This window comes from Pseudoxanthomonas sp. LjRoot143 (assembly GCF_964252945.1).
In the GTDB taxonomy this organism is placed as follows: Bacteria; Pseudomonadota; Gammaproteobacteria; order Xanthomonadales; family Xanthomonadaceae; genus Pseudoxanthomonas_A.
Genome location: NZ_CAXUPM020000001.1, coordinates 1,846,947 through 1,861,339, shown reverse-complemented (window position 1 = coordinate 1,861,339; position 14,393 = coordinate 1,846,947). Strand labels below are relative to the sequence as shown.

The window sequence follows — 14,393 nt, the reverse complement described above, 5'->3', positions numbered from 1 at the left end:
GATGTACCTCCATCAAGCCCGGCCACACCACGCGGCCGGATAGAGGCACTCTCAAGAAAGCAAGGCTTCTTGCTAAGGGACGATTCGCACGGGTCGAGAAACGTCCCCCCTAATGCGACGGGAACATTGGAAGCTGCGCTAGTCGGCGGTAGCCGCCGTGCATCAGCTCATCGCCGCGGCGTACCAGCCGCCGTACGCGGGCACGCAATGCACTGTCTTTGTGCCAGTCGGCCGCGACGGCATCCGCGCCGAACAGACCTTCGCCCACCTCGCGCAAGGAGGCTCCCGCGAGGGTCGCGTCGAGCGCTTGCAAGGTATGCAGTTCCAGCAGCGCGGCGGGCGTGGGGCGGGAGCGGGCTGTTGCCACAGGCGTGGCCACGGTTGCGGCAGATAGCGCATCCAGCTTCGCAGCGAGCGTGCGGTAGCGCGCACAGGGCGTGGCGCAGGCGCGTGTGGCGTAGAGATAGGCCGAACCATCTTCCAGGTCGGGTGCGAGTGCCAGCCGAACGCAGCAGCCTGGCCAATGCGATACGAGCACCAGGCGCTTGCCGTCGTGGGTCAGTTGCTTGCGCCCAGGAATGCGCCAGAACTCGAAGGTATGCGCATCGGGTGGTGGGTCGGCGTCGGGGTATAGCTGCACCACGGCATCGTGATCGGGGAACCAAGCAGGATGTGCGTCGCGCGCATCCAGGCCGGGATCTTCCAGCAGGCGCAGGCCCCAGGCCTGCGCCGCATCAGGCTTGCGACGCCGGCGTAGCCAGTCGCGCCGGTAGCTTGGATTCCTGCGCAAATACTCCCAAGCCAGCGCTGGGCCATCGAGGTGCAGCGTGTAGAGATACGCGGCCGTGGGATACCAGTGTTGGCTGCTGCGGTCAGTCATGGCGAAACCTCCCTGTTTCTGGGAACGTCGCCACAATTCCGCTGTGCGGGAGCTATCGAATCGCCATCAAGTGGTCATCAAACTCGGGTTACGCTTTAACTGCTGGTGTCAAGACAGATTCGCTCCAGTGCATTGCCGAAATCGTCTAAATGCGACGACTGCACCGCCCGGAAATGGGGTGCAGCATTGAACACCGTGCCGAATCTCGCGCCTGGCATCATGACTGTTTTGGTCAGGAGCGCACCACCCTGGTGCAAGCATGCGGATCAAGACTTGCCAGGTCTTGGCTAAGACCGAAATAGTCACAATGCGATACTTTTTGCCTGGTCGCGCTGGAATGCGTCAATCGGTGATCGAACCGTTTTCCTGAGCCAGTCGAACGTATTCCGACAGCGGCCGCGTCGGCTGGAAATACCGATCTCGTATCACGGGCTGCTTGAGCGGCCCGACGATGGACGCCAGATCGGACAGCTTCACCGTCGCCAGGGCAGGCATCCCGATCCCGAGGTCGATCAGGCCGTAGGCCGTATCGCCATCGGTCGGATCGAGCGCGGCCAATAGCCAGGTCGCATGTGCGTCCGGTGTGAACAGGCGCACCACGGGCAGCGGGTCACATTCCTGGCCTGCGGCGCGGGTGAGGCCGTGGGCCAGTAGGTGCACCCGGTCTTCCTCGGTGACAAGCGTGGTCAAGGCCGCGCCCCTTCCACGAACACACGCAATCGCCGAGGCGCATCTGTGCCTGCGGACGGATGCACGTATGCGCAAGCGCACGAAGCCGCAAAAGCGGAGAGGCACGAAGGCGTATTGGTGGAAGTCAGGAAAGACACGGATGCGGTTCCCTGGGTCTGAGGAAATCCGCAGATGCGGATCTCCGTAAAAGCACGGAAAAGGAAAACATCACCACCAAATGAACACTATAGATTGTAGTCCTATAGGGCGCAATGGGCTGTCATCTTGGTTTTTTGGGGAAACCATAGGTGGCAGCGAAGAACTCATTGGCAGCGGCGATTCGGACGGTAAGGAAGGCGCGTGGTTTGAGCCAGGAAGCGTTCTCCAACGTGTCCAGTCGCACCTACATGAGCACGCTGGAGCGCGACCTGAAAAGCCCAACCATCCAGAAGCTGGCCGATCTGTGCGAGGTCATGGAAGTGCATCCGCTCACGCTGCTCACATTGGCTTATGCCGGTGACAGCACCCGCGAAGCTGATGAATTGCTGGCACAGGTGCGCCAGGAACTCAGGGCGATATTGGAAGAGCCCGACACGCCTTAGCGCGTTGGCGTGTGGTACTGAATTGCAGCAAGCGGAGCGCGCAGCGCCGCAGGCGCGAAGGCGTGAGGGATTGAAGCCGGATGGCCGTGACGGCTTGCCGGCACGGGGCGAAGCCCGAAAGCCCGGCGGCGCTTACAGCGCCGACACGCCACACACCGCTCGTTGACACGGATTGCGAGCCACAAGGCACGCATGCAGGCCCGCCGTGACGGGCGTATCCAGCACGCGGCAGCAGCAGAAATCCTGCGCGTGCGGTGCTGCGATCAGCAGCATCGCGCCCCGCCGCAGTGGGCGGGACGCGGTAAGCGGCTGTCAGGCCGCCTTCGGCTTGTTGCGCGACCAGATCAGGTCGTGCGTGCCGTCCTCGTTCTCGATCAGGCGGGCATAGACCGTCGCCGGGAACGAAGGGTCGTCGATGGATACGGACAGGTATTCCCGCCCGGCCTCGCTGGTCTTCTTCCACGCTGCGCCGACTTCGTGGCCAGCCGCTTGCAGGTGGAAGTCGGGGGCGTTCTCGGTGTCGCCCTTGTCGTTGGGAACCAGCTTGACCTTGACGTTGAGCGTCAGGGTGCGAAGCGTGCCGGTGAAGCCGTCTTTCTCTGCGGTGAAGGTGCCGATGTTAGCCATGATGTTTCTCCTTTCGGGTTGAACAAGGTCGCGCCAGTGCGTCCTTGTTGTGATCCGGCCGGCGGGGGATGGGCTGGTCGCACCGCACAGCGGTCGCAACAACGTGGAGAACCTGGAAGCGAAAAGAATTTGTCCCGCGAGGAATGCGCGCAGCGCAGGGGAAATTGTTTTCGCTGCAAGGTTGCGGCCATCAAGCACAAGGCGCAGCCGCGCCACCGCCAGGATTCACAACAAGACAAGGACGCACAGGCCGCCCGCTCCCGAATGGAGACGTGGCCAACTCGGCATCCCCGCGTGACGGCTGCACCGGCTTGCGCCCTGACGCGGGCCAGGTCAATGCCCCGACGACAAGGCCAGAGCGCCCCTGCCGCAGCTCACGGCCACATACTGAGGCGTGGTGTGGAAGCTCCATAGAAGCGAGGCTGGGCGGCGTGTCGGTGAACCGTCTTTCGTGACGTACAGACAACGAACCGCCAGCGTCGGGGACGGCACGCTTTCGTGCAACCTGCCGCAGCAAGCCGGGGCGTAGCCACACCAGCCCCGCCCATTGCGGCGGGGCTCGGTCGAATCGTTGGCGGCGCGATGCGCCGCCACACTTGCTGGCTTCGTGGATTTCGCGCACGAGCGCCCTTGTGCGTGGCCCCATCGCCGCCTGTCCGAAGGCGGCGATGGGGCGTTTTGGCTTTGAGCAGTGAAACCGGGCGCGGCCACCGCCGCGCCCGGAGTTTTCGACCACCGGCCCCAAGGCGGCACGGCTTGGGGCCGGTGCGGCTCGTTATTCCTTGGTTTCGATGATCCACCACACGGCGCGCGGCAAGGCGCGGCCCGTGAGGGGATGCAGATCGGTCAGGTCGGCGCGGGCCGTCCAGCCACGCGGCGGACGGTAGCCGCGCACGTCGCCGTCGCCGTGCCAGCGGCGGGCGCGCACCGTGCCGGAGGCATAGGTCGCAGCTATGCGGGGGCGGTTTGCGGGTTGGTGGGTCATGGCAGGCATCCTCAACATGAAGCGCCCCGGCCGGAACCGGGGCGCTATCTACGGTGCGAAGTCACGCGGCCAAAGCCTCGGCCTGCGGCTGGTCATCCGCCACGGCGGCCACTTCTTCCTGTGCTTCGGCTTCGCCATCCGCCGGCGCGTCCTGCCCGGTCTGCTGCGGGCCTTCGGAGCGGAAGATGGCGGGCATCCAGCCGGTGCCAGCGGCCAGCCGTTCGGCTTCGCTGGCAATGTCGCCCTTCTTCAACTTCGCCAGTCGGGTGACGTGCGAGGGCGCGAACCCGCCAACGGCTTCCAGAATCGCGGCCTTCGGCACATGCCGGAAGTAACCCTCATTGGTGGGCTGCCACCACGCGGCCATATCCAGCCCCACGGCCTGCGCCAGTTCCGCGCCGGGCTGGTGCGGCGTGGCGCGAGGCGTCACCACGTCCACCGTGGAAGCTAAGCACACGGCCAACAGCCGCACCAGTTCATCCTGTGATTTCGCCAGCAGCGCGGCGAACAGTTCGGCGCTGTCCTCCGGCAAGGTTTCGCCTGCCACCTGTTGCAGTTCGCGCAGCGCCACGGCGGCGGGTGATTCCGGCCAGTCCGGGGCCATGCCTTCCAGCCGGTCTTGCACCGTGAGGCGCACACCCAGCGGCAGGTCGTGCCCGTAGTGCCTTTCCTGCAAGACGGTCTGCACCATGCCATGCACCACGGCGGCCAGCGCTGCTTGCGGATGCCGTGCAACTTCGATTTGCAGCGCAGCGGTACGGTGCGCGCTCAACCGCTGCGCCAGTCGGTCAGACATGGCGGCGGTCTTGGGCTGCTCGTCGTCCTCGCCTGCGTCCTCGTTCGCGGCTTCGCCTTCGCTGCCGAAACCCTGCCGCAGCCGCTCCAGCGTGCGCAGTGCCTTGGCCTCCGCTTCGCGCAGCAGCCCGCGATGAATCGCGGCCTGCCCGTCGCGGTCGATGGTGACAATGGCACCGGCTGCGGCCTTCACGTTGGCCGCATAGTCCAGCAAGCCATCTTCCAGCGCCTGCAACTGCTCGCCCAGGCGTTCGCCTTCTTCCTGCAAGGCATCGGCCTTTTCCTCGTCCTCGTCGTCCAGCGCGGCATCCACCGCCTCGGCCAGTTCGTGCAGCTTGGTTTGCAGCTTCTCGATGCGCTGCGCGTCGCGCTTGTTCGGACTGCGGCGTTCCCTTGGCGCACGCTGGAAGGCTTGCAGATCGGCATGGGTCATGCCCGGCGTGGCATCCACCCACGCCCAGCCCTCGGCCTGCACCTTGGCGGCGATACCTGCCAGCTTGTCCTGCGCCAGCCGTTCCAGCAGTGCGGCATCGGTCAGATACACGCCTTTGTCGCCCTCCGCGAACAGGTCGCGGCGGATGCCACCGCCTTCCTGCTCGTAGCCGTCCAGCCCGACAAAGCGCACCAGCGGATGCCGGTAGGCGTCGATTTCGCGTTCGGTCAGGCGGTCGCGCAGGTTGTGCGGGCCGCGCTGCCATGTGGGCGCATCGTAGAACGCGGCTTCCTGCGCAGCATGGTCGTCGGTGATGGCGAGGGCCATCAACTGGTCAAGGCTCACGGCCTCGGCCCGGTAGTCGGCCAGCAGGCGCGGCGACACGTTGGCGAGTTTCAGACGGCGCTGCACCACCAGCGGCGTGACGCTGAAATCCGCTGCAATGTCCTCGATGCTGCGGCCTTCGGCCACGAGCGCGGCGAACGCCTCGAACTGGTCGGCGGGGTGCATGGCTTCGCGCTGCACGTTCTCGGTGAGGCTGGCCGTGCGGGCGGTGCCATCGGCCACCAGCAGGCAAGGCACCTCCCATTCCTTGCTAATGCGGTGCTTTTTCGCCAGCAGCTTCAACGCTGCGAGGCGACGGTCACCGGCCACGACCTCGTAATGCTCGCCATCGGCGGCGGCAATCACGATGAGGTTTTGCAGCAGGCCGACACGCTGGATGCTGGCGGCGAGTTCGGGAATGGACATGCGCGGGGTCTTGCGCACGTTGCGGCCAGTGGGACGCGACACCAGCCGCGACAGCGGAACCAGAATCAGGTTCTTGGTCGGATCAGCGGCTTCCAGCGGGATAGCGGCGGCGGTGTTGATGGCGCGGGCTTCGGTTTGGGTAACGGCGTTCATGGTGATAACTCCTATCGGTTCAGGGATGCAGCAGCGAAGAAAGCGACAAGGGCTGCTGCCTGCCCCTGCCGCGTGGGGATTCAGGCTTTCAACTGGCGCATGCCATCGGCCAGCAGCCAGAGGGCGCGATTTAGTCGGATGTTTTGGTCGATGCCCTGCACCGGGCGGGTTTGCTGTCGGCGCCCGTTGGCGCTGCGGCCACGCAGCCCGCCTTGGGTCAGGTTTTCTTGGGTGCGGTTGAACACGCTCCACAGGTCGGGGCGGCGGTCGTCGAAGCGGCGCGGCATCAGGATTTGCGATTCCGTGATGGGCGCGGGCTTGTCGGGGTCGTCGTACTTGAGGGCGAGCGCGGCGCGGGCGAACACTTCGGATTCGCCATCGTCCAAGGTGATGCCGCGCATGGCATCGCGCGATTCCTTCACCCGATCGAAACCGCTCAAGACTTCGTAAGCCCCCTCAATGACCAGACCGGCCACGTCGCCTTTATGGGGCACTCGCACATCGGCCACGGTGTTGCCGCAGACAAGGCCATTGCTGCACACGAACCGGAACATTCCGGCCAGCATCTGATAGCTGCTGGTGCCGTCGTGCGAGTTCAGCAGCACGATTTCGTTGGCCTCCGCGCCGTTGATCTGGCTGGCATGGCGCAAGCGAATCATGTGTTTGGTGTGCTCGCGCTTGCCTTCGTCGCGCACGCGGGTTTGCGTCACCATGAAAGGCTGGAAGCCTTCTTTGCGAAGCTCGGTCAGCACGGCGGCGGTGGGGATATAGGCGTACCGCTGCGAACGGCTCTCGTGCGGGGCATCCGCGAAGATGGACGGGGCCACGCGGTGAATCTGGTCGTCGGACAGCGGGTAATCGCTGCGCAGCGAGGGGGAGCGGAAAGCGAAACGGGATGCGAGTTGCATGGTCTTTCTCCTGACAAAAGAGGTTTGCTGTTCACACCGCACACCGGATTTCTAGATTCGGAGCCCAGCCTTTCGGCTGTTTGGTGCGGTCGGCACGAGGAACCCGGTTGGCCCTGTTGCCACCGTCTTTCCTGAGTTCATCGCCCGCGCCCAAAGGAGCGCGCGGACGGGGGCCGTCAAGGAGCCAAGCGCAGGGTTGGTGCGGCCCGCAGGCGCAGCCGAGGACACGGCCCTGCGCGCCTTGACGGCACACGGTCGCGGGCTACGGTCGCGGGTAAGGTGATGAAGTCAGGGGAGACGGCTGGACAAGGCAACGGCCATCCCTTTGTGCTGACCGCACGCAAGCGAAGCGCGCAGGCCCGAAGCTGGAAGCCGGGCCGTAGGCGTCAGCGATGCGGAAGGCTGGCGAAGCCAGTCCCGCCAGGGATGAGCGACTAGCGAACCTGGAGCAGCGCGATCCGCGAAGCGGAGACGCAAGAGGACTCTTCGTTTACCATTTGTTTCGCAAGCAAATGATGGGAAAGCAAGAACACGGAGATATAGAGATGATTGTCTGCATCAACCGCCTCAAACAGTTCGGAATCTTCAGCGACTTCAATGGAACGAAGATCCAAAAGTTCGGCCGGTACAACCTGGTCTATGGTTGGAATGGAACAGGCAAGTCAACGTTATCGAATCTATTCTCTTGCTTTGAGCTTCGCTCGATGGTTCCCCGCTTCAGCACGGGCCAATTTTCAGTAGTTCTGGAGGATGGCTCAACGATCACGGAATCCACACTCCACTCATCCCAATTGAATATTCATGTTTTCAATCAACGCTTCGTGCATGAGAACATTGATTGGGACAAATCCGTAAAGAGCATCCTTCTTATTGCGAAAGAGAAGATTGATGACTTGCAGAAGCTGGAGAAGCTGAAGAGCGAGCTTCAGTCGAAAAAGAAGGCTCACGACGACAAGCAAAGCGATATCAAGAAGCAGCGTGAGGCATTAGAGAAGTTCCTGACCAATGCTGCCAAGAAAATGAAGCTTGGACTTCAGGCGATTGATACGAGCGACAGTTATTACTTGAATTACGACCGCCGCAAGCTCTTCAACTTCATACAGAATAACGGCGAGACAATTATCAAGGCGGAGTCGGTTCTTCCAGATGAGAGGGTTATCGACCTTACGAATGCCGCCAAGCCAGATCAGCTTCCAAGCATTGCTTTCGCCTCAACGGCCATTGAGCCGGACTACTTTAAGAAAGCGGCGGGCCGCATCAGAGATTTGATTGGGACTACGGCGGTCAATCAAGCAATCCAGCGGCTGACCGATAACCCGGAAATCCGCGAATGGGTTCAAGCAGGCTTGGAAATCCATAAAAACCACGACTCGCAATCCTGCGAGTTCTGCGGCTCTCCGTTCGCCCAGCTTCGTGCCGAGGCGCTTGCTGCCCACTTCAGCAAGGAGTTCACGGAGTTTCAGAGCCGACTTCAGAACGCGGCGACATGGATTGAATCTCAAGGCGCTCCAGCTAATCAGTTTCCCGCATCGACCGAGTTTTATAAAGAACTATCGGCCGAGGCAGAGAAGCTTCAAAAGGACTACGCAACTGCTGCTGAAAAGATCGACCAGCAAATCGACGCCTGGCGGGAAGCCCTGAAGGCCAAGATCACAGACCCTGGGAAGACAGACATTCAGATCTCGGATGTGGTTGAAGACGATGTCACCAATTTCAATGACATCCTGAAATCGATTGTTGCTCTCGTTGGAAAGCACAACAATAAGACTTCAAATTTCAAATCTGAGACCTCAAAAAGCAAGGTGGCACTGGAGCTTCACTTTGCTGCGGCTGAGGTGCAAGAGTTTGACTATGCTGGAAGTGAGAAGAAGTGCAATGACCTTGAGTCAGAAGCAAAGAACGACCATAAGGAAATTGAAAAAATTAGTCTAGAGGTCGGAGCCATAGAAGCGGCGCTCTCGAATGAAACGGTCGGGGCAAAGGAGTTCAATGACATCCTGCATCGCTTCATTGGCCGCTCTGAGCTTTGCCTGAACTTCAATCAGAAGAAGAAAGGCTATGAGATCATCAGAAACGGGGTTGGTGAGCACGATGGGAATTTGAGCGAAGGTGAGAAAACTGCGATTGCATTTGTCTATTTCATCACGAAGCTCAAAGAAAATGGAAATAACATCAAGGATACGATCGTCGTCGTTGACGATCCGGTCTCAAGCTTTGATTCTAATCACTTGTTTCACGCCTACTCGTTTTTGAGAACGCAATGCACTGAAGCCAAGCAACTTTTTGTGCTGACTCACAACTTCACTTACTTTAAGCTAGTGAGAGACTGGTTCACTGGCACCAATAGGAATCGAGTCAAAAAAGGCAACGCCGAGAATTGCTTCTTTTATCGCCTGGATGCGCCACCTGGCTCCCCTCGTCACTCCCTACTTGTGGATGCCGACGACTCACTCAAGAACTACGGTTCCGAGTACCACTATATCTTCAAGAAGCTCTACGAATATAGGGCGCACACAACACTCAATCGAGATGAGGCGTTCTTGACCGCCAACCTCGCCCGAAAGCTTGTTGAATCGTTTTTCACCTTCAAATATCCAAGGCGTCGAAGCGACATTAGTCAATTGATGGAGGCTGGCCTAAAAGATTGCACCATCACGACACCAGAGCTTAAAGAAAAAATCTACCGCTTTATCAATAAGTATTCACATAGCGACGTTATTGGGGGCGGTTGCAGAAGCTGAGTGCAACACGGTTACTGGATTGAAGCAGGTGCATCATGCTGCAACGCCACTACTTCTGTCATGACCTCAATCGGGCATTTCCAATTGAAGCGCTTGCGCGGTCGGATGTTCAGTTCGTAGGCAATGGCATCCAACTGCTCCTGGCTGTACACCGACAAGTCCGTGCCCTTGGGCAGGTACTGGCGGATCAGGCCGTTGATGTTCTCGTTGCTGCCGCGCTGCCAGGGGCTGTGTGGGTCGCAGAAGTAGATCGCCACACCGGTCTTCTGGGTGATTTCCGCGTGCCGCGCCATCTCTCGCCCCTGGTCGTAGGTCATGCTCTTGCGTACAGCCAGCGGCATGCGGTTCAGCGCCGCGCTGAAGCCCTCCACCGCCGAGGTCGCCGTCGCATCGTTCATCTTCGCCAGGATCAGGTAGCCGCTGGTGCGCTCGACCAGGGTGGCTACCGCCGAGGCGTTGGCCTTGCCCTTGATCAGATCGCCCTCCCAGTGACCGGGCATCAGGCGGTCTTCGATCTCCGGTGGGCGTACGTGGATGCTGACCATGTCGGGGATCTGGCCACGTCGATCCACCCCGCCGGAGCGCGGCCGGCGGGTAGTCTTGCCCTGCCGCAGACAGATGATCAGCTCCTTGCGCAGCTCGCCGACCGGCAGGGCATAGATCGCGTTGTAGATTGTCTCGCGGCAGACGTAGGCGTCTTCGAAGCTTGGGGATTTCATGGTTCGCAGCTTGCCGGCAATCTGCTCGGGAGAAAAGCGCTGTCGCAGCAGGTGGGCGACCAGCTCGAACAACTCGTTGCCGGGCACCAGCCGTTTTGCGGGTCGACAGACCACGCGGCGTGTATGCATCAAGCGCTGGGCATCGTCTGCAACGTACTCGCCTTGAGCATTCCGGTTGCGCCGGATCTCACGGCTGACCGTCGAGGGGCTGCGGTTCATCAGCCGGGCAAGCCTGCGCTGGCTGAAGCCATTGCACAGGCCGATCTGGATCGTGACGCGCTCTGTGGCGCTGAGTTCGTGATAGGACATGGGGCAACACCTTACCGAAATGGTCGGGTGTTGCACTCAGTTTTTGCGGCCGCCGAGATAACAGAGGAATCCGCAGAAAACTTGGCAGGCGAAAGCCACAGCGTCATCGGGAACATCTTCCAGTGGCTGGAAGAGGTGGACAAGAAACATTACGACGAGATGATTCAGGTTGCGACGGCCTGAGCATCAGGCCGCGAGGGCCATAGCTATGCCACCAGGCGCAGCAAAAAGGGGCCGAAGCCCCTTGGGCTAGATCAGCCCATGCTCGGCGAACGATGCCGTTTCGTTGCCCGCAACGATGATGTGATCGAGCACGCGCACGTCCACCAGACCCAACGCTTCCTTGAGCCGCTGGGTCAGCGCCCGGTCAGCCGCGCTCGGCTCGGGGTTTCCGCTCGGATGGTTGTGCGAAACGACGACCGCCGCCGCATTGAGCCGCAGCGCCTCCTTGACCACTTCGCGCGGATACACCGACGCACCGTCAATAGTGCCGTGGAACATCTCCCTGTATTCGATCAGACGATGGCGCGTATCCATGAACAGCACTACGAACACCTCATGCTCGAAGCTGGCCAACTTTGTACGCAAGTATTCCTTGACCGCCGCCGGCGAAGTGAACTCTGCTCCGCGCCGCATTTTCCGGTCAATGACCTGGCGCGCAGCTTCCAGAATGTCGTCGGCCGATGCCGGTAGATAGCGCCCGTGCGCGTCGCGCACCAGCAGACAGGAATCGAACGAGGGAAAGGACAGTTGCGACATGATCGTGCTCCGGTTGCTCGGGCGGAATTGCCCGGAACCGGCGGCAGCACGGCGCAGCGCAAGCAGTCAGGGGTCGCAGACGGCCGCCAGGACGCAAGCGCGCATGGCGCGCGCCGCCCTTGACGGCGAGAACGCCGTGATACGGTGAAGGGAACAGCAAGACCGCCCACACCCGCCCACTGCACAGAGTCGATTTTTGGCAAGCGGAGCGCGCAGGCCCGGATCAACGAGCCGGGACGGAGGCGTCAGTGATGGAAGCCCGACAGGGGCGAGACTCGCGCAGCGAAGCTCGATGCGCAGCACGACAGCGCGACGGCGGCACGCCGGGACGCCCGACTGCTTGGGACAGGACTACTCGTTGTCCGTCTTGCGCTGCTCGATTTGCAACTGCGCCCGTTGCGTTGCCTGTTGCAGCCGCTCCACCAGCACGCCCCTCGGCGGCAAGGCGGTCAGATACTCGGCAACGTGGATGCCGGACTTGTCCAGCTCCAGCAATTCGATCTGCTCGCGCTTCTTGCCGGTGCAAAGGATGATCCCGAGCGGCGAGGCTTCCTCCGGCTCCCGTTCGTGCTTGTCTAGCCACCGAAGGTAAAGCTCCATCTGCCCTTTGTAGGCCGCCTTGAAGTCACCTACCTTCAACTCCACCGCAACCAGCCGCCGCAGCTTGCGGTTGTAGAACAGAAGGTCAAGGTGGAAATCCTCGTCGTCGATCGGAATGCGCTTCTGCCGGGCGACGAATGAGAAGCCCGCGCCCAGCTCCAGCAGGAAGGACTCCATTTCACGGATGATCGCCGCTTCCAAGTCGCCTTCCTGCCAAGTGTCCCGCAGGCCCAGGAAGTCGAGGATGTACGGGTCGCGCATGACCAGGGCCGGCGACATGCGCTGCGCATCGCGCAGGGTCGCCAACTCCTGCGCTATGGTTTCTTCCGGCTTTTGGGAAAGCGCCGTGCGCTCGTACAGCATCGAGTCGATACGCTCGCGCAGCGTCCGCACGCTCCAGCGTTGGGTGCTGGCCATCTGTGCGTAGTAGTCCCGCTGGAGCGGGTCTTTCAGCGGCATCAGGGCGATGAAGTGCGTCCAGCTCAATTCTCGTATCAGTGATACGAGAATTCGCTCGTCGGGGAAGGTGGCGGCGAACTGCACCATGCGGCGCAAGTTCTGCTCTGCAAAGCTGCTGCCGTACTCCTCCACCAACTGCGCAGCCAAGGTGGGCAGAACTTCCTTGCCGTAGGCGCCCCGGCGCCTGTCCAAGACCTGCGTGTGGATGCGTTGGCCGATGCGCCAGTAGAGCATCGTAAGCTCGCTATTCACCGTCGAGGCGGCGCGCAAGCGCGCCGCCTCGATCAGTGCCCGAATGTCGCCCAGCAGCGCCGCGGGCGCTGCGAGCGATGCTGCTGATGGCCGGCGCCCGTTCATGCCACCGCCTCCGCAAGCTGCCGCGCGCCCGTGATGGCTTGGCGGCGGCTGGCCACCAGCTCGGCCGCCTCGCGCACCGGCTTGTCCTCGGTGTGGACGTAGTGCATGAACATCGCCACGGTCTTGTGGCCCGTCAGCTTCATTCCCACTTTGGTCGGCACACCGGAATTGGCAATGTCGGTGGTCGAGCGATGACGGATGCCGTGCGTGCCTACGTGCGGCACGCTGGCGGCCTTGAGCGTCCGGCACCAGCCGCCATAGTGCTCGCCAAAGGTCAGGTGCTTGGCCGGGTCGTTCGGCGACGGCAGGACGTAAGGGCAGCCTTCCAGACGCGGCGCCGTCGAAAGCAGCCGATAGGCTTCCTCGCTCATGGGCTTGGAAATGCCGCCAACCTTGCTGTCGGGCCACACCACGCGCCGGTTCTCGAAGTCCAGCCAGCTCCATTCGAGCGGGCAGATTTCGGAGCGCCGCGCCGCAAACTCGAATTGCAGCCGGATCGCCAACGGGATGACGTAGTTCTCCAGCCCCTCCGCCTCCAGTTTCTCCAACTGGCGGAAGATCCGCACCATTTCCTCGTCCACGATGAGCCGGGTTTCCTTGCCCGGCGGGTACATCGGGACGTGGCGGCACGGATTCGTGCCGTCCGGGCGGAAGCCCCAGACTTCGGCCAAGTTGAACATCTTGCGCAGCACGCCGAAGGTCTTGTTGGCCTCGGTCGGCTTGTAGGCCAGCTTTTCCATGAGCCCCGCAATGTCGGGCCGCTTCACGTCATGCACCTTCTTGCGGCCCAGCAGCGGGATGATGTTGCGGTCGATGACGCCCTGGTAGCCGTCCTGCGTGCTGACCTTGTTGCGCTTCTTGGAGTAGTCCTCCATGAACTTTTTGCACAACTCGGCCATCGTGGGCGCCTTGCGCGCCTCGGCCTTGGCACCGCCGGGATCACCACCCCGGCGAACCTCGGCCAGCCAGTCCTGCGCTTTGACCCGCGCCTGTTCGACGGTTAGCTCCCCGTAGAGTCCCAGCGAGGGCTTGCGGGGCTGGCCAGAGTTCGTGCGGTACTGGAGCATGAACACCCGGCGTCCCGTCGAGGTAATCTTGCAAAGGAAGCCGGGCACGACGGTATCCCGTAGTTCGATGTCCTTCGCCTGGGGTTGCGCCGACTCTACGGCGGTCTTGGTGAGCTTGATCTTTGCCATGATGACTCCTTGGAACGACCCGGATTCCAGGAGCCAGATAGGAGCGGCGCGAGGGAGAACCGGGTCAAGTTTCAGAAAGCACCGGCATATGATGGAAGCGCGTAAGCTATTGATAAACCTGCTGTATCGGGCTACGTCGCAGTCCAGCGAACTACCGGGCTGGAGTCATCGTGAAACAAAAAAAGGCCCGGTTTCCCGGGCCTTGAAGAGATTGGCGTCCCCACGGGGATTCGAACCCCGGTCGCTACCGTGAAAGGGTAATGTCCTAGGCCTCTAGACGATGGGGACGCACGAAAGTGTTGCCAGATTTTCTTTCCGGACGGCCTATTGTCCGGAAATTGGTGGAGCCAGGCGGGATCGAACCGCCGACCTCCTGCATGCCATGCAGGCGCTCTCCCAGCTGAGCTATGGCCCCACGTGCTGGCAGGAGCGGAATAATAGCCAGCCTCTT

General features: G+C 61.6%; 13 protein-coding genes and 2 tRNA genes. 3 read left to right on the top strand and 12 right to left on the bottom strand.

Annotated elements, in window-relative coordinates; translation table 11 throughout:
- Positions 1-109: 109 nt before the first annotated feature.
- Both ACSQ1W_RS08755 and ACSQ1W_RS08750 read right to left on the bottom strand, forming a co-directional pair.
- Entirely contained in the window at positions 110-880 is a 771-nt protein-coding gene (locus tag ACSQ1W_RS08755; RefSeq protein ID WP_003092318.1) for a DUF2285 domain-containing protein, read from the bottom strand.
- A 342-nt stretch (positions 881-1,222) separates the two neighbouring features.
- Positions 1,223-1,570, bottom strand: coding sequence for a DUF2958 domain-containing protein (locus ACSQ1W_RS08750; RefSeq protein WP_016487838.1), 348 nt, complete (start codon positions 1,568-1,570; stop codon positions 1,223-1,225).
- Between the two features lie 287 nt (positions 1,571-1,857).
- On the opposite strand from ACSQ1W_RS08750, the gene ACSQ1W_RS08745 reads away from it, so the two are divergent.
- Entirely contained in the window at positions 1,858-2,151 is a 294-nt protein-coding gene (locus ACSQ1W_RS08745) for a helix-turn-helix domain-containing protein (RefSeq protein ID WP_006379425.1), read from the top strand.
- A gap of 312 nt (positions 2,152-2,463) precedes the next feature.
- Here ACSQ1W_RS08745 and ACSQ1W_RS08740 read toward each other — a convergent pair whose 3' ends face one another.
- The 4 genes from ACSQ1W_RS08740 to ACSQ1W_RS08725 form a co-directional block, all read right to left on the bottom strand.
- Positions 2,464-2,778: a DUF736 domain-containing protein gene (locus ACSQ1W_RS08740; RefSeq protein ID WP_001273857.1), complete on the bottom strand. Its 315-nt coding sequence runs from the start codon at positions 2,776-2,778 to the stop codon at positions 2,464-2,466.
- Positions 2,779-3,553: 775 nt separating this feature from the next.
- Entirely contained in the window at positions 3,554-3,763 is a 210-nt protein-coding gene (locus tag ACSQ1W_RS08735) for a hypothetical protein (protein ID WP_022580212.1), read from the bottom strand.
- 61 nt (positions 3,764-3,824) lie between these two features.
- On the bottom strand, positions 3,825-5,894 hold the full coding sequence (locus tag ACSQ1W_RS08730; RefSeq protein WP_000994919.1) for a ParB/RepB/Spo0J family partition protein: 2,070 nt from the start codon (positions 5,892-5,894) through the stop codon (positions 3,825-3,827).
- Positions 5,895-5,974: 80 nt separating this feature from the next.
- On the bottom strand, positions 5,975-6,802 hold the full coding sequence (locus ACSQ1W_RS08725) for a DUF932 domain-containing protein (protein WP_003092327.1): 828 nt from the start codon (positions 6,800-6,802) through the stop codon (positions 5,975-5,977).
- A gap of 392 nt (positions 6,803-7,194) precedes the next feature.
- Here ACSQ1W_RS08725 and ACSQ1W_RS08720 point away from each other — a divergent pair, with 392 nt between their 5' ends.
- Positions 7,195-9,543 carry an ATP-binding protein gene (locus tag ACSQ1W_RS08720; protein ID WP_436042921.1) on the top strand — a complete coding sequence of 783 codons (2,349 nt, stop codon included), beginning with the start codon at positions 7,195-7,197 and terminating at the stop codon, positions 9,541-9,543.
- Between the two features lie 11 nt (positions 9,544-9,554).
- On the opposite strand, the gene ACSQ1W_RS08715 is transcribed toward ACSQ1W_RS08720, so the two are convergent.
- The gene (locus ACSQ1W_RS08715; RefSeq protein WP_032728035.1) at positions 9,555-10,571 is read right to left on the bottom strand and encodes an IS30-like element IS1394 family transposase; all 1,017 of its coding nucleotides are present in this window, start codon (positions 10,569-10,571) and stop codon (positions 9,555-9,557) included.
- A gap of 27 nt (positions 10,572-10,598) precedes the next feature.
- Here ACSQ1W_RS08715 and ACSQ1W_RS08710 point away from each other — a divergent pair, with 27 nt between their 5' ends.
- Positions 10,599-10,754, top strand: a complete 156-nt coding sequence (locus tag ACSQ1W_RS08710) for a hypothetical protein (protein ID WP_436042920.1) — start codon at positions 10,599-10,601, stop codon at positions 10,752-10,754.
- 66 nt (positions 10,755-10,820) lie between these two features.
- Here the strand turns inward: ACSQ1W_RS08710 and radC are convergent, their stop codons facing one another.
- The 5 genes from radC to ACSQ1W_RS08685 form a co-directional block, all read right to left on the bottom strand.
- Positions 10,821-11,330 carry a RadC family protein gene (radC, locus tag ACSQ1W_RS08705; protein ID WP_003092330.1) on the bottom strand — a complete coding sequence of 170 codons (510 nt, stop codon included), beginning with the start codon at positions 11,328-11,330 and terminating at the stop codon, positions 10,821-10,823.
- Positions 11,331-11,681: 351 nt separating this feature from the next.
- On the bottom strand, positions 11,682-12,746 hold the full coding sequence (locus ACSQ1W_RS08700; protein WP_003092331.1) for a PDDEXK nuclease domain-containing protein: 1,065 nt from the start codon (positions 12,744-12,746) through the stop codon (positions 11,682-11,684).
- Complete coding sequence (locus tag ACSQ1W_RS08695; RefSeq protein WP_001062689.1) at positions 12,743-13,942, bottom strand: tyrosine-type recombinase/integrase; 1,200 nt, start codon at positions 13,940-13,942, stop codon at positions 12,743-12,745. Before ACSQ1W_RS08695 ends, ACSQ1W_RS08700 begins: the two co-directional genes overlap by 4 nt.
- Before the next feature lie 212 nt (positions 13,943-14,154).
- Positions 14,155-14,230, bottom strand: a tRNA-Glu gene (locus ACSQ1W_RS08690).
- A 51-nt stretch (positions 14,231-14,281) separates the two neighbouring features.
- A tRNA-Ala gene (locus tag ACSQ1W_RS08685) sits at positions 14,282-14,357 on the bottom strand.
- Between the last annotated feature and the right edge of the window lie 36 nt (positions 14,358-14,393).

Coding starts and splice junctions, on each gene's coding strand:
- ACSQ1W_RS08755 (WP_003092318.1), bottom strand. CDS start 880: ATGACTGACCGCAGCAGCCAACACTGGTATCCCACGGCCGCGTATCTC.
- ACSQ1W_RS08740 (WP_001273857.1), bottom strand. CDS start 2,778: ATGGCTAACATCGGCACCTTCACCGCAGAGAAAGACGGCTTCACCGGC.
- ACSQ1W_RS08735 (WP_022580212.1), bottom strand. CDS start 3,763: ATGACCCACCAACCCGCAAACCGCCCCCGCATAGCTGCGACCTATGCC.
- ACSQ1W_RS08730 (WP_000994919.1), bottom strand. CDS start 5,894: ATGAACGCCGTTACCCAAACCGAAGCCCGCGCCATCAACACCGCCGCC.
- ACSQ1W_RS08725 (WP_003092327.1), bottom strand. CDS start 6,802: ATGCAACTCGCATCCCGTTTCGCTTTCCGCTCCCCCTCGCTGCGCAGC.
- ACSQ1W_RS08720 (WP_436042921.1), top strand. CDS start 7,195: ATGCGGAAGGCTGGCGAAGCCAGTCCCGCCAGGGATGAGCGACTAGCG.
- ACSQ1W_RS08715 (WP_032728035.1), bottom strand. CDS start 10,571: ATGTCCTATCACGAACTCAGCGCCACAGAGCGCGTCACGATCCAGATC.
- radC (WP_003092330.1), bottom strand. CDS start 11,330: ATGTCGCAACTGTCCTTTCCCTCGTTCGATTCCTGTCTGCTGGTGCGC.
- ACSQ1W_RS08700 (WP_003092331.1), bottom strand. CDS start 12,746: ATGAACGGGCGCCGGCCATCAGCAGCATCGCTCGCAGCGCCCGCGGCG.
- ACSQ1W_RS08695 (WP_001062689.1), bottom strand. CDS start 13,942: ATGGCAAAGATCAAGCTCACCAAGACCGCCGTAGAGTCGGCGCAACCC.